This window comes from Henriciella marina (assembly GCF_027213945.1).
GTDB lineage: Bacteria > Pseudomonadota > Alphaproteobacteria > Caulobacterales > Hyphomonadaceae > Henriciella > Henriciella marina_A.
The window spans coordinates 253,191-273,059 of sequence record NZ_JAPWGW010000001.1; the positions used below are offsets into that span (position 1 = coordinate 253,191).

At 60.3% G+C, this 19,869-nt stretch carries 21 protein-coding genes; 7 read left to right on the forward strand and 14 right to left on the reverse strand.

Features of this window, described 5'->3' with window-relative positions; translation table 11 throughout:
* Positions 1–61 precede the first annotated feature (61 nt).
* Entirely contained in the window at positions 62–1,042 is a 981-nt protein-coding gene (locus O4G74_RS01235; RefSeq protein WP_269400853.1) for an acyl-CoA thioester hydrolase/BAAT C-terminal domain-containing protein, read from the forward strand.
* 12 nt (positions 1,043–1,054) lie between these two features.
* On the opposite strand, the gene O4G74_RS01240 is transcribed toward O4G74_RS01235, so the two are convergent.
* On the reverse strand, positions 1,055–1,954 hold the full coding sequence (locus O4G74_RS01240; RefSeq protein WP_269400854.1) for a hypothetical protein: 900 nt from the start codon (positions 1,952–1,954) through the stop codon (positions 1,055–1,057).
* Between the two features lie 38 nt (positions 1,955–1,992).
* Positions 1,993–2,418, reverse strand: a complete 426-nt coding sequence (locus O4G74_RS01245) for a DUF1801 domain-containing protein (RefSeq protein WP_269400855.1) — start codon at positions 2,416–2,418, stop codon at positions 1,993–1,995.
* A gap of 51 nt (positions 2,419–2,469) precedes the next feature.
* Here O4G74_RS01245 and O4G74_RS01250 point away from each other — a divergent pair, with 51 nt between their 5' ends.
* Both O4G74_RS01250 and O4G74_RS01255 read left to right on the forward strand, forming a co-directional pair.
* On the forward strand, positions 2,470–3,231 hold the full coding sequence (locus O4G74_RS01250; RefSeq protein WP_269400856.1) for an SDR family NAD(P)-dependent oxidoreductase: 762 nt from the start codon (positions 2,470–2,472) through the stop codon (positions 3,229–3,231).
* A 60-nt stretch (positions 3,232–3,291) separates the two neighbouring features.
* A complete protein-coding gene (locus O4G74_RS01255; protein WP_269400857.1) occupies positions 3,292–4,800 on the forward strand; it encodes a serine hydrolase domain-containing protein in 1,509 nt (502 codons plus the stop codon).
* Here O4G74_RS01255 and O4G74_RS01260 read toward each other — a convergent pair.
* Positions 4,797–5,549 (reverse strand): dienelactone hydrolase family protein, encoded by a 753-nt coding sequence (locus O4G74_RS01260; RefSeq protein ID WP_269400858.1) that lies wholly within the window; start codon positions 5,547–5,549, stop codon positions 4,797–4,799. The two genes, O4G74_RS01255 and O4G74_RS01260, sit on opposite strands and share 4 nt — an antisense overlap.
* Positions 5,550–5,668: 119 nt before the next feature.
* Here O4G74_RS01260 and O4G74_RS01265 point away from each other — a divergent pair, with 119 nt between their 5' ends.
* On the forward strand, positions 5,669–7,420 hold the full coding sequence (locus O4G74_RS01265) for an alpha/beta fold hydrolase (RefSeq protein WP_269400859.1): 1,752 nt from the start codon (positions 5,669–5,671) through the stop codon (positions 7,418–7,420).
* On the opposite strand, the gene O4G74_RS01270 is transcribed toward O4G74_RS01265, so the two are convergent.
* The 3 genes from O4G74_RS01270 to O4G74_RS01280 form a co-directional block, all read right to left on the reverse strand.
* Positions 7,417–7,854 (reverse strand): hypothetical protein, encoded by a 438-nt coding sequence (locus O4G74_RS01270; RefSeq protein WP_269400860.1) that lies wholly within the window; start codon positions 7,852–7,854, stop codon positions 7,417–7,419. The genes O4G74_RS01265 and O4G74_RS01270 overlap by 4 nt on opposite strands.
* Before the next feature lie 119 nt (positions 7,855–7,973).
* Positions 7,974–8,522 carry a pseudouridine synthase gene (locus O4G74_RS01275; RefSeq protein WP_269400861.1) on the reverse strand — a complete coding sequence of 183 codons (549 nt, stop codon included), beginning with the start codon at positions 8,520–8,522 and terminating at the stop codon, positions 7,974–7,976.
* A gap of 98 nt (positions 8,523–8,620) precedes the next feature.
* Positions 8,621–9,301 (reverse strand): EF-hand domain-containing protein, encoded by a 681-nt coding sequence (locus O4G74_RS01280; RefSeq protein WP_269400862.1) that lies wholly within the window; start codon positions 9,299–9,301, stop codon positions 8,621–8,623.
* A gap of 184 nt (positions 9,302–9,485) precedes the next feature.
* Here O4G74_RS01280 and O4G74_RS01285 point away from each other — a divergent pair, with 184 nt between their 5' ends.
* Positions 9,486–9,878, forward strand: a complete 393-nt coding sequence (locus O4G74_RS01285; RefSeq protein ID WP_269400863.1) for an MAPEG family protein — start codon at positions 9,486–9,488, stop codon at positions 9,876–9,878.
* Between the two features lie 17 nt (positions 9,879–9,895).
* Here O4G74_RS01285 and O4G74_RS01290 read toward each other — a convergent pair whose 3' ends face one another.
* On the reverse strand, positions 9,896–10,240 hold the full coding sequence (locus O4G74_RS01290; protein WP_269400864.1) for an ArsC/Spx/MgsR family protein: 345 nt from the start codon (positions 10,238–10,240) through the stop codon (positions 9,896–9,898).
* Between the two features lie 169 nt (positions 10,241–10,409).
* On the opposite strand from O4G74_RS01290, the gene O4G74_RS01295 reads away from it, so the two are divergent.
* A complete protein-coding gene (locus O4G74_RS01295) occupies positions 10,410–10,619 on the forward strand; it encodes a hypothetical protein (protein ID WP_119379592.1) in 210 nt (69 codons plus the stop codon).
* Here O4G74_RS01295 and O4G74_RS01300 read toward each other — a convergent pair.
* The 6 genes from O4G74_RS01300 to O4G74_RS01325 form a co-directional block, all read right to left on the reverse strand.
* A complete protein-coding gene (locus tag O4G74_RS01300) occupies positions 10,616–10,828 on the reverse strand; it encodes a helix-turn-helix transcriptional regulator (RefSeq protein ID WP_269400865.1) in 213 nt (70 codons plus the stop codon). The genes O4G74_RS01295 and O4G74_RS01300 overlap by 4 nt on opposite strands.
* On the reverse strand, positions 10,821–11,258 hold the full coding sequence (locus tag O4G74_RS01305) for a hypothetical protein (RefSeq protein ID WP_269400866.1): 438 nt from the start codon (positions 11,256–11,258) through the stop codon (positions 10,821–10,823). Before O4G74_RS01305 ends, O4G74_RS01300 begins: the two co-directional genes overlap by 8 nt.
* 76 nt (positions 11,259–11,334) lie before the next feature.
* The gene (locus O4G74_RS01310; protein ID WP_269400867.1) at positions 11,335–11,571 is read right to left on the reverse strand and encodes a DUF2164 domain-containing protein; all 237 of its coding nucleotides are present in this window, start codon (positions 11,569–11,571) and stop codon (positions 11,335–11,337) included.
* The gene (locus tag O4G74_RS01315) at positions 11,568–12,341 is read right to left on the reverse strand and encodes a phosphodiester glycosidase family protein (protein ID WP_269400868.1); all 774 of its coding nucleotides are present in this window, start codon (positions 12,339–12,341) and stop codon (positions 11,568–11,570) included. Before O4G74_RS01315 ends, O4G74_RS01310 begins: the two co-directional genes overlap by 4 nt.
* A 129-nt stretch (positions 12,342–12,470) precedes the next feature.
* Positions 12,471–14,354 carry an ABC-F family ATP-binding cassette domain-containing protein gene (locus O4G74_RS01320; protein ID WP_269400869.1) on the reverse strand — a complete coding sequence of 628 codons (1,884 nt, stop codon included), beginning with the start codon at positions 14,352–14,354 and terminating at the stop codon, positions 12,471–12,473.
* 32 nt (positions 14,355–14,386) lie between these two features.
* On the reverse strand, positions 14,387–15,268 hold the full coding sequence (locus O4G74_RS01325; protein ID WP_269400870.1) for an acyl-CoA thioesterase: 882 nt from the start codon (positions 15,266–15,268) through the stop codon (positions 14,387–14,389).
* A 137-nt stretch (positions 15,269–15,405) separates the two neighbouring features.
* On the opposite strand from O4G74_RS01325, the gene O4G74_RS01330 reads away from it, so the two are divergent.
* Complete coding sequence (locus tag O4G74_RS01330) at positions 15,406–17,190, forward strand: long-chain-acyl-CoA synthetase (protein ID WP_269400871.1); 1,785 nt, start codon at positions 15,406–15,408, stop codon at positions 17,188–17,190.
* A 103-nt stretch (positions 17,191–17,293) separates the two neighbouring features.
* On the opposite strand, the gene O4G74_RS01335 is transcribed toward O4G74_RS01330, so the two are convergent.
* Complete coding sequence (locus tag O4G74_RS01335; RefSeq protein ID WP_269400872.1) at positions 17,294–19,822, reverse strand: ligase-associated DNA damage response DEXH box helicase; 2,529 nt, start codon at positions 19,820–19,822, stop codon at positions 17,294–17,296.
* Between the last annotated feature and the right edge of the window lie 47 nt (positions 19,823–19,869).

A 19,869-nucleotide genomic window follows, 5' to 3' on the forward strand; every position in this document is an offset into this window, starting at 1 on the left:
ACCGGGCGGGCAGCCTGTGCGAGGCGAATGCAAACCAAAGTCGCCTTTGACGGAGCGCCGCATGTCCTTCTCCATTCGCCCGCAGGTCCTTGCCGCCTGCCTCGCCGCTGCACTATCGTTGCCCGCCTGCCAGACGACGCCGGGAATGCAGGTGCGGGAAGAGACCGCGCCGAGGGCCCTGGATGAGGTCATCGCGATCCGGGAAGATGGGCTGATCGCTAACTACTATCCGGCAATGCGCGCGGATGCGCCGGGTCCTGCCATCCTTATGTTCGGCGGCTCTGAAGGGGGCTTGAGTGAAGGCGTTGCCCGCGATGCCGAAGCGCTTCGGGGCGAGGGCTTCAGCGTGCTGCATCTTTCTTTCTACCGGTATGAAGGCCAGGAACAGAACCTTGAGTTGGTCCCTCTGGAGCGTTTTGACCGGGCACTCTACTGGCTTCTATCAAGTGCTGAAGTGGACGCGGGCCGGGTCGGCATTTTCGGCACATCGAAAGGCGCAGAAGCAGCTTTGATCATGGCAAGTCGCAGAGGCGAGATCGACGCGGTCGTCGCCATATCTCCCTCGAACGTTGCGTGGGCTGGAATCAACTGGGCCTTTGACGGGCGGGTGCCCGAGGCCTCCTGGTCCGTCGATGGCGAGCCCTATCCGGCCCTGCCTTATGGCGATTTTGATTATGAGACCGGGCTCTATTCTCTCTATGCCAATGGCCTGCAAGCCGTAGAGGCGCATGAGGAAGCCGTCGTCGCGGTTGAAGGCAGCGATGCACCAATGCTGCTGATCTGCGGCGGGTCAGATGCGCTCTGGCCAAGCTGCCCTATGGCAGAAGCGATCAATACACGCGCTGAAGCGAAGGATGGACCGGAGGTGACAGTACTTTTTTATCCAGAGGCCGGACATGGCGCAGGCGGCCTGCCATCTGAGAGGCTCGACCCTGAAACCGCGGACGACCTACTCGACTGGGGTGGCACACGTGCATCGAACAGGGGGGCACAGCAGGATAGCTGGCCGAAGATCGTCGCCTTCCTGAAGGACACACTTTAGGTGTCAGCCCGTTCAGCCGCCCTCTTCGCCAGAAATCCTGGCTGCTAGCGCATCGGCCTCTTCCTTGATGAATGCATTGTCTTCCATCAGCGCATTATCCATCGCGGCAATCTCCGCCTGCGCCTGTTCGATCAGGGTTGTGGCAAGCGTTTCTGGTGGCGTTGACCCATCCGGCATAGGCACGCCGGGATTGTCGAAGGCACGCCCAGCTAGCTGGGCCAAAAGATAGGCACGCACCAGGCGCACATCGTCAGCGACCGCAAAGCACTTGTCGCGCAGAACAAGAAGCCGGTAGTCGCCCGGAATGATGGGGAGAGTCACGCTGTCGGCTGGATTGCCTTCCAGAACATTCACAATACCGTCGAATTGCGCGCGAGCTTCGATCTGGGCGAGGTGGCCGAATATGTAAGGACAGGTCTCATCCGGCCCGTTGAAACTCTCATAGTAGCGCCCGTGACCGATCGCGTGAAGGATTGTCGGTGCAACGAAGTTCTCGATCAGGATGGCTAGCTGTTCAGTCTCGACGTCGCGTCTGTCGATTTCGTCCTGATCGGGCTCCACGCCTTTCCGGGCGGCATTTTCCCCGAGCCACCGGTTCTCGATTGACCGGATCGCGCTGAGGACGAAGGACGCCGCGCGGTAGCGTCCCTCCTGCCCTCCATGATCGGCCAGTTCCCAGGCAGCATCTGCCGCAGCGAAGTCAATCTCGAATGACTGGCTGCACTGCTTCTGGAAGATGACGATCTGTTCGAAAAGTCCTTCCCAGGTTTCTTCGCTCTCCTCCAGCCCCTGCGCGCGCTCAAGCAGCGTTTCGCCAGTGGCTACCACATCCGCGCCACAAGTGCTGTCTTGCGCAGCCGCGGTGCCGGCAAGTGCGAGGATCATGAACAAGGCGGTGAGCGTTGCGCGCATAGGGGGTATCCGGTTTCGTCTGTGACTGATGGCCAGATTTAGCGACGTTTGTACGTCAGCGCCATGGCGATGCAGTGGGTGAGCTCTTCCCGAGGCAGTTTCTGATCGAGCGGTAGGGTGATGGCGCGTGTGCCTTCGAAGGTGAGGGTCTCGCCATAACGTTCACGCCAGCGGGCGATGAGGTCCGTCTGGCAATGGACGAGCAAGCGGATAATGTCCGGGCTTGATGGTTTCCAGCCCAGGCGGATGGGGGTACCGCTACGGACCGCAAAGCTCGGCTCGCCCCATTTCAGGCTTTCGGATACGGCACCGACCCCGTCGGTCTTCGCGGCGGTTTCAAGCACAAGCGCGCGCAGCTCATGCCAGCGGCGGCTCACTTCATCTGGAACCGCGTTGAAAGCGCTGCGTAGCTCCTGGCGAAGCGGCGCGGCGGGCTTTGCCTCTGCAGGCGTCGATGGCGGCATGAACGAACTCTCCGTGCCCGCCTCTATAGCAGACACGCGAAAGGAAAACGAATGAGCGCGACGAGAACAGTTATTATTACCGGCGCTGGGTCAGGCATTGGCGCGGCAACGGCGAAGCGGTTTTCCGGCGATGGCTGGAATGTTGTTCTGAACGGACGCACGAAGGAGAAGCTGGACAAGGTGGCCAGCGACCTGCCCGCTGAGCGCACGATGATCGTTGCGGGCGACGTTTCAAACCCAGACGATGTCGGGCGCCTGGTTTCCGAGACAGTGGAAGAGTTTGGCAGCATTGACTGTCTCGTCAACAATGCGGGCGTCGCAGAAATGGGAGAGCCGGGCGACCTCTCGCTCGAGGATTTCGAGAAGATCATGTCGATCAATGTCACGGGCATCTTCCACACGGTGACCGCCGCCCTGCCCCATCTGAAGACGTTCAAGGGCTCTATCGTGAATACGTCCTCCGTCTCCGGAATTGGTGGCGACTGGAGGATGTTCGGCTACAACACGTCCAAGGGCGCGGTTTCGAACATGACGCGCGCGATGGCACTCGATCTTGGCAAGTACGGCGTTCGGGTCAACGCCGTGGCACCGAGCGTGACGAGAACCGAAATGGCCGAAGGCATCCATTCGGACGAGGAAAAGATGGAGAAGGTACGCGCCCGCCTGCCGCTTGGCCGCGCCGCGGAACCAGAAGAAGTCGCGAGCGTCATCGCCTTCCTCGCTGGACCAGACGCTGCCTTCGTGAGCGGGGTTATCCTGCCGGTCGATGGCGGGCTGTCGGCGTCGAACGGGCAGCCGAATTTTGCCGGCTAGGGTGCATAGTTGAGGCCCGGCGTGTAGAGGAATAAAATATCTCACGCTGGAGCCTCTTCGATGACAAAGACCTTCCTCCTTTCCGTTGCATTCACAGCTCTACTGCTTGCAGGTTGTAGCCGGGAGGAACCGCCGCGCTCCGAATCGACGCAAGCCGAGGCGGACACGCAGGCTCCATCACCTGGTTCGCCAAAAGCGGGTAGCGAGCAGGCGACGATCGAAGCTTCCATAATCCCGGCCGTCACAATAGATGGCGAGGCACGTCAGACCTTGCGCGAACGCATGGTTACCTACAATGCGCCGCAGGTCTCCGTGGCGGTTTACAGGAACGGCGCGCTCGACTGGACCAAAGGTTATGGTGAAGGCACCGATGCGGAAACGTTGTTCCAGGCGGCATCCCTTTCCAAGGTTGTGGCCGCGACCGGTATAGTCGCCTTGGCAAGTGAACTCGGCGTGTCCCTTGATGAAGACATCTCCGGCGATCTTGAGGGTGTGGACCAGTCTAAGCTGAACCCCGAGGGGGTCGTCATCACCTTGCGTATGCTGCTGTCGCATACGAATGGCGCAACGGTCAGCGGCTTCCCGGGATATGCGGCGGGTGAGGCAGTGCCCACCAATCTGGAAGTCGTGACCGGCAGCGAGCGTACCAATACTGACCCGGTCACCATCGCCGCGAACCCGGAAGGCAAGTTCAGCTATGCGGGTGGCGGGTACCAGCTGGCTCAGCTCTGGGCAGAACAGGCTTCGGGAGAAGATTTCACTGCTCTGATGGACCGCCTTATCCTGAATCCGGTGGGCATGAAACAAAGCACGTTTGCCCAACCACTTTCCGCAGATATGGCGTCGGGCAACGTTGCGCCTGCCTATGAGGGCAATGGTGACCCGGTAGAAGGCGGCTGGCATACCTATCCAGAACAGGCGGCTGCGGGTCTCTGGACCACGCCTGAAGATTATGGCCGCTTTGTCATGGCGCTGATAGGCGCGATGAATGGCGAGAGCGGGACGGGAATTTCACCAGAGGTCGCAACTGAAGTCGTGCGCCCCGTTTCGGAGGACTACGGTCTCGGTATCGGTGTGGAGATGAGCGAGTGGACGGACGGTGGCGAAATCGTCCTTCGCCACAGCGGATCGAACAAAGGGTACAAGACCTATTTCGAAGCCTGGCCAGAGCGCGGCGACGCCATTGTCGTAATGACCGGCGCCGACGGCGCCTATCCGCTGAATGCCGACATCGTGCGCACTGCAAAGCAGGCTTATGGCTGGCCGATGGGCCCGGTACGTACGCGAGCGCGGCACGACCTAGATGAAGACGCGCTGGAGCAGCTTTCAGGCGCCTATATCATGGCCGCCGATGGCGAGCAGTATTTCACCATAGAGCGTGATGGTCAGGATCTGACGCTTACGACACGGCGTGGCGCAGTCTACCGGATGGTCCCCGTCGAGGAGTACGTCTTTATTGACCCCAATGATGGTGAGGAAGCGGCATTCAAAACCGATGGAAACACGGTGACGGTATCGTTGAGCGGGACGGTCTTCGAGCAGGCGCCCGAAGACCGCCAAAGCGACTAGTCGTCGTCGCCTTCCAGATAGCGCTCAGTGAAGTCCATGAAGGCGTCCCAGCTCTTCTTGTCGGCGAGTTCCTGGTAGCGGTCCGAGCCGAAAACGGTCCAGGCATGCGGCGCGCCTGAATAGATCTGGATCTCATAGGTTACGCCATCGGTTTCCAGCTGGTCGGCGAGGTCTGCGGCAAGGCTATTCGGGATACCGCTATCGGCCCCGCCATGCATGACGAGGATGGGCGCCGAGGTTGCCGAATAGTCGGCGCCTTCAGGGGCGTCCAGACTGCCATGGAACGTGGCATAGCCTGCTATGTCCTCACCCTCGCCAGAGCGGGCAAGCTCCAGCGTTGCTCCGCCGCCGAAGCAGTAGCCCATGAGGATGACATTGGTTTCACCGGAGGCTTCACGCGCCTCGGCAATACCGCCGAGGATGCGGGCACGCATCATCTCGCGGTCATTATAGAGCATGCCAACCTGTTCCTTGCGCGCATCGGTAGTCGCCGGGCGGTTGCCTTTGCCATAGACATCGATCGCGAAGGCGTCATAGCCTTCATCGGCAATCATTTCGGCGCGGGTCTTCTCATACTCGTCGAGGCCGCCCCAGTCATGGATGATGACCACGAGGCCTTTGGAGTCGCGCGTGGCCTCTGCGAGGTATCCTTCATAGGTCGCGCCATCGACAGTGTAGTCGACGCTTTCGCCCGCTTGGGCGGCGAGCGTGAAGGCAGTCGAGGCGGCAAGGGCGATGAGAAGGCGCATGACAGTTTCCTTTTCACATAAGTCTTTGAGCCTCCAGCTAGAGCGGCGGCCCGCCGCGCCAAATCGGTCGCCGTCTTAAATCTGACTTGCCAGCGACCCTTGCCTTGCCGCAACTAGTCGTGGGGACAGCACGTTCAGACAGGCAGATGGCCAACACGACGACCGAATCTAGATACTTCGAACTTCTGGGGCGCGCTTACGAGATCCCGCTTGAAAGCACCGGATTCGAAGACTTCCTGGACGCCGCCCATGATTATTTCTGCGCTGATCCTGAAACCGGCAAGGTTGCAGAAGATGTGGCGCGGTTTTCTCATGACGGCCTGGAAGACCATACGAGCCGGCTGGAACGCATTTTCGATGTTGCAATGAAAGCAGAGGCGCATGAAGCCGAAACAGATGCGCGCTATCACAGCGTGCTGCGGGTCGCGCCCGGGACGATGCAGGTCCATGGTAATGAGGCCGCCATTGCCCTTCTTGGATGCGACCTGCCACGTCGACTAAGCGAACTTCCATTCGACCATGAGGCGCTCAACCAGATCCGGGAGGCGTTGTCTGAACCGGACCGCGAAGACTTGATCCTCCTTGCGCGTGTGCGGGAAGATGACCCTCGCCCGTGCCTTGCCCTCGTCCAACCGGGGCATGGTGATGACACCGAGGCACGAATATCGCTCTCCTTCATTCACTGGTCTGAAGGACTGATCGAGCGGCTTGGCAATGCGCTGGGGCTGACGGAGTCCGAAACCGAGGTCCTGCAAGGTCATCTGGATAACAAGACGCCGCGAGAGATTGCCGAAGAACGCGGCCGCTCTCCGGAAACGATCAAGGTTCAGGCAAAGACGATCCTTCGGAAGACGGGCTGCGCGCGCATGACCGACGTCGTGCGTCTGGCAGCCAGCATCTCATACCTCCTGCGCAAGATGCCGGATGCGCGCCGCGCCGATCTTGACGACTGGGCCACGCCCGTCAGCTCGCTGACGCAGACAGTGCGAGACGGGCGAAGTATCGCCTATTACCGCCACGGCCCCAGCTCGGCGAAGAGGACGGTCCTGTTTTCCCATGCCTTGATACAGGGACCCTTCTTTGCCCCGGCATTCCTCAGCAAGCTTGCGGACGCGGGCGTTCGCCTCCTCGCCCCTTCGAGACCGGGCTACGGTTATTCCGACCCGCCCCGTTCAGCCGATACGTTCGAGGCCGACTCGGTCGCTGACGCGCTGGCGGTTCTGGATGCGGAAGGCGTAGATGGTGTGCACGTGGTCGGCCACCAGCTGGGTACAAGTCACGCCTATCGGATCGCGAATGCGCTTGGCCCGCGAGCAAGGTCGCTCATCTTCATCAATGGCGGAATTCCGCTGGATGAAAAGCACTATGCCAGCATGGATCGCCGGGTGAGGTTCGCCGCCATGGCGACGCGGCATGCGCCAGCCATACTGAAGATGGCGAACGCGCTCGGCATTCGAAGTTTCAGGAAGAAAGGGGTGCGCGCTTTCCTGACTGACAGGTACGCGCGTTCAGATATCGACATGCGTGCCCTGCTGATGCCTGGCGTGATGGAATTACACGCACACGGCACATTTCACGCCTGCGAGCAGGAGGGGATACCGTTCTTTCTTGATGAAAAATCAAAGCATGCAGACTGGTCCGCGGATGCCTTGAGCGCGAGTTGCCGCCAGTACTGGCTGCAGCCCGAAGACTGCTCGATTGTGGACCCCGATGCGGTCCGCGAATTCGTCGGGAAGTTGCGCGGCGCCCGGTTCGAAACCGAGCCGGGCGCCGGCGCCATTATGCTGTATCAAAGGCCTGAACGGGTCGCTAAATTCATACTGGATGCGATCAGCGACACGCCCGATGCGGGCCGGGCAGTCAGCCCCTAGCAGCCCTTGCCAGCATATATCCCCATTAGCGCTGTGCGGCGCAGTTCTGCCGTGCGTGCATTTTCGGCCTGACGCTCGGCCTCTGCCTGCGCATTTTGCTGCGCAAGCCCCCCTGCAGCATTCGCTGCAAAGCCCAGTCCCGGCACACGGCCGAGGGCGCCGCTGTAAAGCGCGGCATTCGTTGCAAGACCGGCTGCTGTGCTCGCCGCTGCGCCGGATGTCTCGGCATTGCGGGCACTCTGGTCAGCCTGCGCCATATAGGTGTCCATGCTGGCGATCTCAGTGCTGAGCGCCTCGCAGGTCATGTCTGCGTCGCCGGGCTGGCTGGCGACGAGGCGCGGCGTAAGCTCCTGCGAGCCACCAAGTGAGGTGGTGGTGCTACAAGCTGTTGCGGCAAGTCCGGCAATTGAAACGAGAACAATGTGTCTAAGCATTTTGCTTCCCCCTGAAACTGAAGTGATTGCAATAGATCAGGGGGTATTCCGGCGCGCATCACCCTGCCGGGTTATATGGGTAAAATTCGTTCAACTTTTTGCCGCAGACTGGCCGCGGATTATCGGGCGACTTCTTGCCAGGTTCCGGGAGCGAGATCGTCCAAGGACCAGTCACCGATCCGGATGCGGATCAGGCGGAGAGTTGGATGGCCGATGGCGGCCGTCATGCGTCTGACCTGCCGGTTCTTTCCTTCGCGCAGGCCCACTTCCAGCCAGCAGTCTGGCACCGTCTTGCGATAACGGACAGGTGGGTCGCGCTCCCATAGGCCTTCAGGCGCTTCGACCTGCTTCACTTTTGCCGGCCGGGTACGGCCGTCTTTAAGATCAAGACCCTTGCGAAAGGCCTCCAGCGCGTCCGGCTTGGGCAGGCCTTCGACTTGGGCGAGGTAGGTCTTTTCCGTTTTGTGGCGTGGGTCGGCAATTCGCGACTGCAGTCGCCCGTCATCGGTCAGCAGGAGCAGGCCTTCACTGTCCCGGTCAAGCCTGCCCGCCGGATAAACGCCCGGCAGATCAATGAAGTCGGACAGGGTCTGGCGCGGGCTTCCCTCTGTTCCCTTATCGGTAAACTGGGAAAGGACGCCAAAGGGTTTATTGAACGCTATGAGCATGTTTTGGCTATCGCGCCGGACTGCGCGCGTTTCAATGGGACAAGGCATGAAAAAGCCCGCCAGTGGAGCGGGCTTCCTCGTCGTTATCGGCATCCAGCCTATGATGCGTTGTAGGTCTTCAGATATTCGCTGAGTTCGATGTCGCCATCGCCATCAGCGTCATACTTGCTGAATAGGTCGTCGCCGACATTCGAGCGGTTCTGCCAGTTGCTCCACTCTGATTGCGATATCATGCCATCGCCATTGCCATCGATGCTGAGGAAAAGTTGAACGGCCATGGATGAGCTTAGTTCATTGCTCGGCACCGTAGTGGTGCTGGTGCGAACGAAGTCTTCGGTCTCGGCTTCGGTGGTTTCGACGGTCTGCGTCGTGGTCGTCATGTCTGGCTCGACCATGGCCGACGTGCCGGTATCCGTCGTCACTTCGGTTTCCATCTTGTCAGTGTCTGTCGAAGTGTCCATCGTTGTCGTGGTGGTCGTCGACGTTGTTGCTGGCGGGGTTGTCTCCGCGACAGGATCATTCACGACCGTGTCAGTGTCCGTCATGACGCTGTCCGGCGTAGTGTCGGTGTTCTGATAGGTCGTTGTCGTGCTTGTCGTTGTTTCTGGCTCTGACTTCGGCGGCGTCGGCGCGTCGGAGGTTTCGACTTCCGTTTCAATCTCAACTTCCGCTTCTGCGGTCATGTCCTCGGAAGAGGAGTCTTCCATGTGGTGGTCGGCGAAGGCCGGGCCAGCTGCGAGAATCGTGGTGGTCGCAAGAGCGGTAATGATCTTCTTCATTTTTCTCTCCTTGAGTTGCTACAGTCTGGCCAATTAACGGAGCTGCCACCTTTCCCGTTCCCTGATGACCTTTAGAAAACCAAGCTGGGGGATTGTTTTCGGCGCGAAGGCCTTGACCAGCTTGCGAAGTTCGACGGAGATGCCTTGATGCGCGCGTCAGACGCGCCAGCAAAGGGGAAACGCCATGACATCAATTGAAGCCGCTATCCTGTACGTAGGACTTTTCATCATCCTGTTCATCCTGCTCAAGGTGAATGTCGGCAGAGTGCGTTCAGCCGAGAAGATCATCTTCGGGGACGGCGCGAATGAGCGCCTGCAGCGGGCTCAACGGGTTCAGGGCAATGCGGTTGAGGATGTACCGGTAACGCTAATCGGCATTCTGGGACTGGGCGTGCTGTCGGCCCCCGTTCTGCTGATCCATGGCCTTGGCGCGCTGTTCCTCATCGGACGCATCCTTCACGCCGTCGGACTAAGCGGCTCCAGCGGCGGCAGCCCGGGCCGGATGTTCGGCACACTGCTGACCGCCATCGTCATGCTGGCGACAGGACTTGGCTGTCTCTGGTTCGCCCTGTTCTAGGGAACTGGCCAGACAGCCTAGAAGACAGCCTGTACATCGCTCGTCCAGCCGACATAGACATCGGCGCCCGTTTCGATGACCGGACGCTTGATAAGTGTCGGGTTCTGGACGAGCAGCGTCTCTGCCTTGCCTTGTTCGACCTCTGATTTCTCTTCGGTGGAGAGGCAGCGCCACGTTGTGGAGCGCTTGTTAACGAGCTTGTCGGGGCCGACAGCCTCCAGCCAGAGCGGGACTTTTTCCTGCAGATCGGCATCGGCGCGAATGTCGACGAGCGTGACGTCATGGCCGTCAGCATCAAGGGCCGACATGGCTTTCTTGCAGGTGTCACAATTTTTCAGGCCATAAAGCGTCAGGGCTGCCATCAATCTGTCCTTCCGGTTGAGGTGAGCGCGTCTGAGATGGAGATGGGGGACTTCGGCGGCAAAGTCCAAGCTTGCGTGCGGGAACTAAAACCTTAATAATGTGTTAGGATTTTGAATGAAGCCCGTGGCGGGTGGCCGTGGGCGTTCCAGATCCAAGAGGGCTAAGCTGATGGGTAAATTTCTTTCCGGCCTGATCGTTCTGATCGCCGCAATCTTTCTGATCATCCTCCTATACTTCCGCATTGCAGAAGGATCCTTTGAAGGTGCTGGCGAGCGTATGGACGAGTTCCTGGGCGCGGCCGCTGAAGAGACCGGAGAAGCCACGCGCAACATCGTCAATGAAGCTGACGAAGCGCTTGAAGGCGACGACGAGTACTAGTCGCGCAGACTGAATAGATCCTCGACCCGACAGTCCAGCACGCGCGCAAGCCTTAGTGCCAGGACAGTTGTCGGGACGAAGACCCCGTTTTCAATCGTATTGATGGTCTTGCGGCTGACTGAAACCTTGGCCGCAAGATCTGCTTGCGTGAGACCTGCTGCCTGGCGGTAGTGCTTGAGCGCTGTCTGCAAGTCAGGGTGGTCAGGCATCGCGGCCTTCCAGCCTGGCAAAGGCAAGCATTGGACCGACGACACCGGCCACAAGAATAAGCTGTGCAGCGACATTCCCTTCGATCCTGAAGAAATGCGACGCGGTGAAAACAAGACCTGCAGTCAGCAGCATCACCCAAAAGCCTGTCTGGAAGGCGCGCATCCGGTTTTGCTGGACAAGTTCATCATCAAGCGCTGCGCGCGTCTTAGGCGGCGCACGTTTCACGCCGCGCTGACGCATCAGGATGAACAGCATTACCGCCCAGACGACAAAAGCAAAAAGGCTAGCGAAACTGGTCAATCGTCTGTCGACCCCGGCGAGATCACTGAACATCTCAAGGCCTGCCAGCTGCCAGATGGCAAAGGCAATCGCCATGAAAATGAGCAGGCGGCGGCGCTTGCGGGACAGTTTCTCGACTTCGTCAGACATTCCAGCTCTCCATGTAACGCCAAGGTTACACGCTAGCCAGAATAATGCGTAACGTCAACGTTACACATTTGGCCCGTCAATTTTCTTCGGCACGCACCTCTCCGTCGAGGTCATCAAGCTTGCCCTCAAGGTGAGCGCGCACGTCTGCAACCGCCTGATTATAGACGGTCGGGCCGAGCGTACGCAGCATGAGTTCGAGGATCTCGCCTGCCCGAAAATCGCTCAGGGTCTCGTCGAAGCTTGAGGAGAAGAGCGACTGAAGATGAGCAACGAGGGCATCGCGGCGTTCGTCAGAAAGCTCTATCTTCTTCATCTTTCCACAACACCGACGATCGGTCCCATATCCGCGCCCTGCTCATCACGGCTCATCGCCGGCGCATAGATGCGCGAAACCTGCCCATCGAGAAACAGCGCGTCCGGTACTTCGAGGCGGTCCCGGAAGAGGCTCGCGAAATCGTGGAAAGTGACGAGCGTGTCCGAAATGGCGAAGTGGACCGTGCGCCCGTCCGCACTGACGCCGACACCGTTGCGGCGCTTGCGGGAGGTGCCGTCGGGATTCAGCGCCGGATGGATATCCCCATCAATGACCAGCATTGGCCCGGACTGGGTCGCGTATTCGGGATCCCGGCCCTCGTCGAGATAGGTTTCTGAGACGGAGATACCGGCGCGCCCATTTTCCAGCCAGAAGACGCCGTTCGGCTTCATGTGAAAATTGCCCGGACCTTCATTCGTGTTCACGCTGGCGCGGTCTCCGTCCTCTGCGCGCAGGTAACCAACAGGCTGGCGCCCCTCGTGATACATCCCGCCATTCATCGCGAAGACGAGGGATTCGCCGCGCGCTTCCAGAGTGTCGGCTAGCGCGTTGAATTGAAGGTATTGGCCATCGTCGCCATCGGCATAGAAGAGACGGATATCATCGCGATCGGCGCGAAAAGTGCAGACCGTATAGGGCAGAGAGCGGAAAGTAATGGATCGGCAGTAGTCGCCGCTCTCTTCCGGCAGGGCGACGTCGCAGGCCGGGAGGGTCACCGCCGCAGCAAGCAGGGCGATTGACAAGGCCGTCGCTTTTGCTGGTCTGCGCAATTTGAGGGGCCCTTCTACCGGTTTGGGGACGGCATGCGCCGCGAATTCACAACAGGGTATGGAGCATCGCCAACCAGCGAAAGTCTCCAATATCAGGTTGGCCGCCAAGCCATGGCCGAATTATGGCCATCAGGCACTGGCGGCTGCCTCGAACTCCTCGCTGGCCGCAAGCCATGTTTCTTCTGTTGCATCGAGGGCGGCGTTAAGCCGGTCACGCGATTTGCCAAGTGACACCGCCTTTTGAGGATCAACGTCATAGAGGGTCGGGTCGGCGAGCTCAGCGTCGATGCCGGCAAGCTCCTTGCGAATTTTTTCCATCTCGCGCTCGGCCGCAGAAATGCGCTTGCGGATGTCGGCGGTGGCGCGGCGAATTTCGCTATCTGACCGCTTTGGCGCAGGTGGCGGCGATGGCGCAGCAGGAGCGACCGGCGCATTTTTCGAAGCGGCCCGGTCGGCCTGAAGCACCAGCGCGCGATAATCTGAAAGATCGCCTTCATACGGCCCGGCCCGGCCTTCATTGACCAGCCAGAGCCGGTCAGCCGTCGCTTCGGCGAGATAGACATCGTGGGTGATGAGAAGGACAGCGCCCTCATAGTCATTCAGCGCATGGATGAGCGCTTCGCGGCTATCGATGTCGAGGTGGCTGGTCGGTTCGTCCAGGATCATGATGTGCGGCGACTTCAGCGCCATCAGGCCGAGCAGGAGGCGCACCTTCTCTCCGCCCGAAAGCTTTTCGACCTTGGTTTCCGCCTTGTCGCGGTTGAAGCCGATATTGGCGACGATAGAACGAACCTGCCCGTCTGTCGCCGTCGGGCGCATCCGGCGCACATGATCGAGTGCGTTGTCTCCAACACTAAGCTCATCGAGCTGGTCCTGGCTGAAATAGCCGACTTCGACCTTGGGGGCGGCAACCCGGTTGCCATCGATCAGGCCGAGCCGGCCCGCGATAGACTTTACCAGCGTCGACTTGCCCTGCCCGTTCGCCCCGACAATGGCGATACGGTCATCATTGTCGACGCGCAGGTGCACGCCGCGCAGGACCGGATTGTCCTCAGCATAGCCAAGATCAGCCTCATCCAGAACAAAGAGCGGTGAGGCGAGCTGGTCGGGCGCAGGAAATTCGAAAGGGTGCGTGCGCTCTGACAGCGGGATGACGACTTCCTGCATCTTTTCCAGCATCTTGATGCGGGACTGGGCCTGCGTCGCCTTGGAGGCCTTGGCGCGGAACCGGTCGACGAAGCTCTGAAGGTGGGCGCGGTCCTTGTCCTGCTTGGCCTTCTGGGCCTCGAGCTGGGACAGCTGTTCAGCGCGCTTTTTCTGCCAGCTATCGTAATTGCCGGGATGCACGGTGAGCTTCTGGTTCTCGAGCGCCAGCGTATGCGTCACGGCATTGTTCAGAAGCTCGCGGTCATGGCTGACCAGCAGGACGGTGTGCGGATACTGTTTGAGATAGCTCTCAAGCCAGGCGGCGCCCTCCAGGTCGAGATAGTTGGTCGGCTCATCAAGCAGCAGGAGGTCTGGCTCAGCAAAGAGGACGCCAGCGAGCGCAGCGCGCATCCGCCAGCCACCGGAAAACTCCCGGCAGGCGCGCGTCAGGTCTGATTGCGTGAAGCCGAGACCGGTCAGGATGGAGGCAGCACGCGCCTCGCCTGACCAGCCATCGATGGCCGTCAGCCGCTCATAGACGTTCGCAAGCTCCTGCGGGTCGGTGACCGTCTCTGAGTCATGCATGAGCTGCGCAAGTTCGGTATGCGCGCTCAGCGTTTCGGACAGGATGGTGCGGTCAGAGGCTTCAACTTCCTGCGCGACCCAGCCAAGGCGCGCGGCCTTGCCGATACGGATCGCACTGTCAGCTTCGTCGCCTGCCTCGCGGATAAGGCGCAGCAGAGTGGACTTGCCGGTGCCATTGCGGCCGATGAGGCCCACTTTCCAGCCAGCCGCGAGGGTCGCCGAGGCATCCTCCATCAGCGTGCGGCCCTGAATCCGGTAGGTGAGACTGTCGATCGTAAGCATGGATGGCCTGCTAGGCCGTCAGGCGAGCGACATCAATCCTTCTTGCGCGGCTTGAGCTTTCGCATAAGGCCTTCCTGCACAGTCGAGGCAACAAGTTTGCCGTCGCGCGTGTAAATCAGGCCGCGATTGTAGGAGCGGCCATTGCCAGCTTTCGGGCTGTCCATCGCATAGAGCATCCACTCATCGGCGCGCACCGGAGCGTGGAACCAGATGGCGTGATCGAGGCTGGCGGTCATCAACTCCTTGTTGATCCAGTGCAGGCCGTGCGGGCGCAGGCTGGAGCCGAGAAGGTTCATGTCGCTGGCCCACGCCACGAGGCAGTGCTGCATAGCTGGCGACGCCTCCACCTTTCCGTCGGTGCGGAACCAGACATAGTTCACGTCTGATTTCGGCTTTGGATTGAACGGGTTAAGACCGCTGATTTCCTTCATCTCGAAGGGCTGCGGACGCATCCAGTGTTTCAGCTGCTCGTCAGAGATCTTGTCCTTGAACTGTTCGGCGAGTTGCTGGCGGGACATCAGCTCTTCAGGCTGTTTCACGTCCGGCATGTCATGCTGGTGGTCCCAACCATCCTCATGGACATGGAAAGAGGCTGACATATTGAGAATCTGCTGGCCGTGCTGGATGGCGACGACTCGGCGGGTCGTGAAGCTTCCGCCATCACGCGAGCGGTCGACTTCATATACAATCGGGATCTTGGGGTCGCCCGGCCGGATAAAGTAGGCGTGCAGGGAGTGGCAAAGGCGGTCCTCGCCTACGGTGCGATAGGCCGAAGCCAATGCCTGCGCGATCACCTGCCCGCCATAGACGCGCTCGCGCCCAGCCTCTTCTTCAGGCGTGATACCCCGAAAGAGGTCGACCTCGAGACGCTCGACATCGAGAAGTTCTAACAAACCGGAAACGGCATCTGTCATATTCGATTGTCTTTCCCATCAGACCTTAACCAAGGCGCGCTTATCACTCCCGGCGGTGACTGAAAACAGGCGCGCCGGAGAGAAGCAGCGACAACAGACTGCACCCCCGCGCGCCAGAGGCAAGGGTGTTGATGGTGATGAGACTGCTCAAATCAGCCGTACGTGAGGCCAAAACTGTGCGCATCCTATTGCGCGCGAAGAAGTGGCGCGACCCGGTCACGAATGAGTCGACCGAGCTTGTGGCAGATGACCTCGAAGCGGCTGTCGATTCCTATCGCGATAATGTGGCCTTCATTTTCGAAGGGCGCACGACGAGCTATGGCGAGCTGGACGAGCAGGCCAACCGGTTTGCGCACTGGGCGCTTGGCGAAGGCCTGAAGGCGGGTGACACGGTCGCCCTCTTCATGGAGAACCGTCCCGATTATATCGCCGCCTGGTATGGCCTTTCCAAGATCGGCGTGATCACAGCACTGGTGAATGCCAATGTCACCGGCGAGGCGCTGGTTCATTCGCTCAAAACTGTTGAACCGAAGCTGATCATCACGGGCGCAAGCCAGGACCGCGCGATGCGTTCGCTTGAAATGGTGCAAATCCGCCAGCCGGTCTGGACGCTTGGGGGCGAGGTTGGATCACCCCTGGACGTCGAACTGGCAGCGCAGTCTTCTGAGCGCCCGGACCGCAGCCACCGCGCCGGCCTGACGAATGCCGATATATGCCTCTACTCCTACACATCCGGCACAACGGGCTTGCCGAAAGCTGCGAAGATGTCGATCGCACGCGTGAGAAACATGATGCGCAGCTTCATTTCCCCGCTGGAGATGGGACAGAAGGACCGCGTCTATATCACCTTGCCGCTTTATCACGGCACAGGCGGTCTCTGCGCAGTGGGTATCGCACTCTATACCGGCGCCTCCATCCTGCTACGCGAGAAGTTCTCCGCTAGCCGCTTCTGGAATGATTGCGCCGATTTCGGCGTGACCACGATTGTCTATATCGGGGAGCTTTGCCGCTATCTCCTGAACCAGCCTGCCCATGCGAAAGAGCGCAAGCACAAGGTTCGCAAAGGCTTTGGCAATGGTCTGCGTTCCGAAATCTGGGGCAATTTCAAGTCGCGCTTCAACATCCCGACCATGATCGAGTTCTATGGTTCGACCGAAGGCAATGTGAAGCTGATGAACTTTGATGGCGAGACAGGCGCATGTGGCCGCATCCCGTCTTATGCCGCCAAATATTTCGACCACATTGCTTTTGTGAAGGTCGATCCGGAAACAGAGTCGCCGCTTCGTGATGAAGATGGTCGCTGCATTCGCGCTGGTCGCGGCGAGACGGGTGAAGCGCTCGGTCGTATCGGTGATGATATGGAGACCCGGTTCGAGGGCTATCACGACAAGCGCGCCTCCGAAGCCAAGGTCCTGCGCAATGTCTTCGAGGAAGGCGATGCCTGGTTCCGGACCGGAGACCTGATGCGACTTGGTGATCATGGCTACATCTATTTCGTTGACCGGCTGGGCGACACGTATCGCTGGAAAGGTGAGAACGTCTCGACAAATGAGGTCGCCGACGCGTTGGCCGGCGTGCCTGGCGTTGAGACGGCGAACGTCTATGGCGTGCCGATCCCGGGGACGGACGGCAAGGCCGGCATGGCCTCGATCACGACCACTGGCTATCTCGATTACAAGGATGTGCTGGACAAGCTGTCCTCTCGCCTGCCGAAATATGCGGTGCCTGTCTTCATTCGCGAGCAGCAGGAAGCCTCGACCACGACGACCTTCAAATATCGCAAGAGCGACCTTGTGAAGGATGGCTTCGACCCGGAGCGCGCCGGGGACAAGGTCTGGTACTTTGACGCTGAGACCGGGACGTATGAGCTGGTGACGCCTGAGACCTACAAGAAGATCGCGTCGGGCGGCGTGAAGTTCTAGCGGGTCGCCCAGCCTCCAAATAAGCCTCGTCCTTCGACAGGCTCAGGATGAGGCCCAAGGGCGTCTGAAACCTCATCCTGAGCTTGTCGAAGGATGAAGCGGGCTAACGCCCCATCGCTTCCTGGATGATGTCCATTTCGGCTTCGCGCAGAATGGCGTCGGTGACGCCTTCGGCATTCACACGCTCACGGCCAACCTCCAGCATGACGGGGACGGCGAAGGGGCTGATCTTCTCCAGCGGGCGATGATCGATCTTGCCGCGGATACGGGCCAGCATGTCTGACAGGCGGCGAATGTCGAGCAGACCCGTCGCGGCGTCCTGGCGGGCGGCCTGTAATAGGATGTGATCGGGCTCATGGCTGCGCAGCACGTCATAGATGAGGTCGGTCGAGAAAGTGACCTGACGGCCCGTCTTTTCCTTGCCCGGAAGGCGGCGCGCAATGACGCCTGAAATCTGGGCGCATTGGGCAAAGGTGCGCTTCATCAGCGGGCTTTCATCCAGCCATTCCTCAAGGTCGTCGCCCAGCATGTCCGGGTGAAAGAGCCCGTCCATGTCGACACTGCCCATATCCTCCATCGCCCAGATTGCCATCGCGTATTCCGAGGCCACAAAGCCGAGCGGCTTGGCCCCGGCCCGCTCCAGCCTCCGTGTCAGCAGCATGCCGAGCGTCTGGTGGGCGAGGCGCCCCTCGAAGGGATAGGAGACGAGATAATGGCGGCCCGCACGCGGGAAGGTCTCTACCAGCAAATGGTCTGGCGGCGGGATTTCTGATTTCTCACGCTGGATCTCGAACCATTCACGCACCTGATCCGGCAGGCCCGACCACTGGTCCGGATCATGGATCATGTGGCGGACCCGGTCAGCCAGGAATGTGGTGAGCGGAAACTTGCCGCCATTATATGTCGGGATGGCAGGCTTGTCGGTTTTCGCGCGTGTGACGAGTACATCAAGCTCCGACACACCAAGGAAGCGAAGGATTTCGCCCGCGAAGAGAAAAGTGTCCCCCGGCGTCAGTGTCGAGATGAAATATTCTTCGATTTCCCCGAGTTTGCGACCTGCCCGCATGGTGCGCTGGTCGCCGCGCACCTTCTTCAGCTCCTCGCCGCCGGACGCTTCACCGACCTTGCCGACGAAGCTCGTGAGGCGGACATTCATGAGCTGGGCTTCAACGATGGCGCCGACGTTCATGCGGTGCTGCTGGGCATCCCGGGCCGTGCGCACGCGCCAAATGCCGTCACGCCCGCGCACAATGCGTTTGAAGCGGTCATATGTCTTGAGAGCATATCCGCCCGTGGCGACGAGATCGACGACGCGCTCATAAGTCTCCCAGTCGAGGTCTTCATAAGGAGCGGCCCGGCGGATCTCGTTGAAGAGCGGCTCCAGCTCAAACCCGACACCGCAGGCCCGGCCCATAATGTGCTGGGCGAGCACATCGAGCGCACCGATGCGCATGGGCTCGCCGTCGATTTCCCCTGCCTCAACGGCGGCTTCAGCCGCGCGGCATTCGAGGATCTCAAACCGGTTGGTGGGAACGAGCAGCGCGCGGCTTGCCTCATCCATGCGGTGATTGGCGCGGCCGATACGCTGGATGAGACGGGCAGCGCCTTTCGGGGCGCCCATTTGGATGACGAGGTCGACCCCGCCCCAGTCGATGCCGAGATCGAGCGTTGAGGTGCAGACAACACCTTTGAGAACGCCCGCAGCCATGGCGGCCTCGACCTTGCGGCGCTGTTCGCGGGCGAGCGAGCCATGGTGGAGCGCAATGGGGAGCGCATCTTCATTGGCGCGCCAAATCTCCTGAAACAGCATTTCGGCCTGGCTACGCGTGTTGACGAAGACGAGCGCCATCTCCGCTTCCTTGATGGCCTCATAGACCTCTGGGACGGCGAAGCGGCCCGAATGGCCAGACCATGGGATGCGCTCTCGCGAGACGAGGATGTCGATATTGGCGCTGGTGCCGCCTTCGGCGTGGATAAGCGCAGTGGAGCGCGCATCCCGCTTAGGCAGCCAACCCGCGAGCTGGGCCGGGTCGCGGACCGTGGCCGACAAGCCAATGAAGCGGCAGGCGGGTGCCCATTCAGCCAGCGTGGCGAGGCCGAGTGAGAGAAGATCGCCGCGCTTGGAGGCGGCGATGGCGTGGATCTCATCGATGATCACGCATTTGAGGTCCGAGAAGAACTCATCGGCGTGGTCAGACGCAAGGAAGAGCGCGAGCTGTTCCGGCGTCGTCAGCAGGATGTCCGGCGGATTGGAGCGCTGGCGCTGGCGTTTCGATTGTGGTGTGTCGCCGGTGCGCGTTTCGATACGGATATTGAGGCCCATCTCCGCCACCGGCGTGTTGAGATTTCGCTCAACGTCGGTCGCGAGCGCCTTGAGCGGCGAGATGTAGAGCGTGTGAAGCGCCGGCCGGCCTGAATTGGATTTCGGGCGCTCTGACAGCTCGATCAGGCTGGCCATGAAGCCAGCCAGCGTCTTGCCTCCGCCAGTCGGCGCGATCAGCAGCGCGCTATCGCCTGCGAGCGCGGTTTCGGTGAGGTCCAGCTGATGCTTGCGCGGCGCCCAGTTCCGGCTGGCGAACCAGTCGGAAAAGCGGTCAGGCAGGCTGAAATCTGGTCGCGCAGCGTCCGGCATGGATTAGCACATAGCGCGAACAGGCCAGTCCTGCGAACCCGCGCGCT

Bases quoted from the DNA above. Each gene is read 5' to 3' on its own strand.
- O4G74_RS01235 (WP_269400853.1), top strand. From the start codon at position 62: ATGTCCTTCTCCATTCGCCCGCAGGTCCTTGCCGCCTGCCTCGCCGCT.
- O4G74_RS01240 (WP_269400854.1), bottom strand. From the start codon at position 1,954: ATGCGCGCAACGCTCACCGCCTTGTTCATGATCCTCGCACTTGCCGGC.
- O4G74_RS01245 (WP_269400855.1), bottom strand. From the start codon at position 2,418: ATGCCGCCATCGACGCCTGCAGAGGCAAAGCCCGCCGCGCCGCTTCGC.
- O4G74_RS01250 (WP_269400856.1), top strand. From the start codon at position 2,470: ATGAGCGCGACGAGAACAGTTATTATTACCGGCGCTGGGTCAGGCATT.
- O4G74_RS01255 (WP_269400857.1), top strand. From the start codon at position 3,292: ATGACAAAGACCTTCCTCCTTTCCGTTGCATTCACAGCTCTACTGCTT.
- O4G74_RS01260 (WP_269400858.1), bottom strand. From the start codon at position 5,549: ATGCGCCTTCTCATCGCCCTTGCCGCCTCGACTGCCTTCACGCTCGCC.
- O4G74_RS01270 (WP_269400860.1), bottom strand. From the start codon at position 7,854: ATGCTTAGACACATTGTTCTCGTTTCAATTGCCGGACTTGCCGCAACA.
- O4G74_RS01275 (WP_269400861.1), bottom strand. From the start codon at position 8,522: ATGCTCATAGCGTTCAATAAACCCTTTGGCGTCCTTTCCCAGTTTACC.
- O4G74_RS01280 (WP_269400862.1), bottom strand. From the start codon at position 9,301: ATGAAGAAGATCATTACCGCTCTTGCGACCACCACGATTCTCGCAGCT.
- O4G74_RS01285 (WP_269400863.1), top strand. From the start codon at position 9,486: ATGACATCAATTGAAGCCGCTATCCTGTACGTAGGACTTTTCATCATC.
- O4G74_RS01290 (WP_269400864.1), bottom strand. From the start codon at position 10,240: ATGGCAGCCCTGACGCTTTATGGCCTGAAAAATTGTGACACCTGCAAG.
- O4G74_RS01295 (WP_119379592.1), top strand. From the start codon at position 10,410: ATGGGTAAATTTCTTTCCGGCCTGATCGTTCTGATCGCCGCAATCTTT.
- O4G74_RS01300 (WP_269400865.1), bottom strand. From the start codon at position 10,828: ATGCCTGACCACCCTGACTTGCAGACAGCGCTCAAGCACTACCGCCAG.
- O4G74_RS01305 (WP_269400866.1), bottom strand. From the start codon at position 11,258: ATGTCTGACGAAGTCGAGAAACTGTCCCGCAAGCGCCGCCGCCTGCTC.
- O4G74_RS01310 (WP_269400867.1), bottom strand. From the start codon at position 11,571: ATGAAGAAGATAGAGCTTTCTGACGAACGCCGCGATGCCCTCGTTGCT.
- O4G74_RS01320 (WP_269400869.1), bottom strand. From the start codon at position 14,354: ATGCTTACGATCGACAGTCTCACCTACCGGATTCAGGGCCGCACGCTG.
- O4G74_RS01325 (WP_269400870.1), bottom strand. From the start codon at position 15,268: ATGACAGATGCCGTTTCCGGTTTGTTAGAACTTCTCGATGTCGAGCGT.
- O4G74_RS01330 (WP_269400871.1), top strand. From the start codon at position 15,406: ATGAGACTGCTCAAATCAGCCGTACGTGAGGCCAAAACTGTGCGCATC.
- O4G74_RS01335 (WP_269400872.1), bottom strand. From the start codon at position 19,822: ATGCCGGACGCTGCGCGACCAGATTTCAGCCTGCCTGACCGCTTTTCC.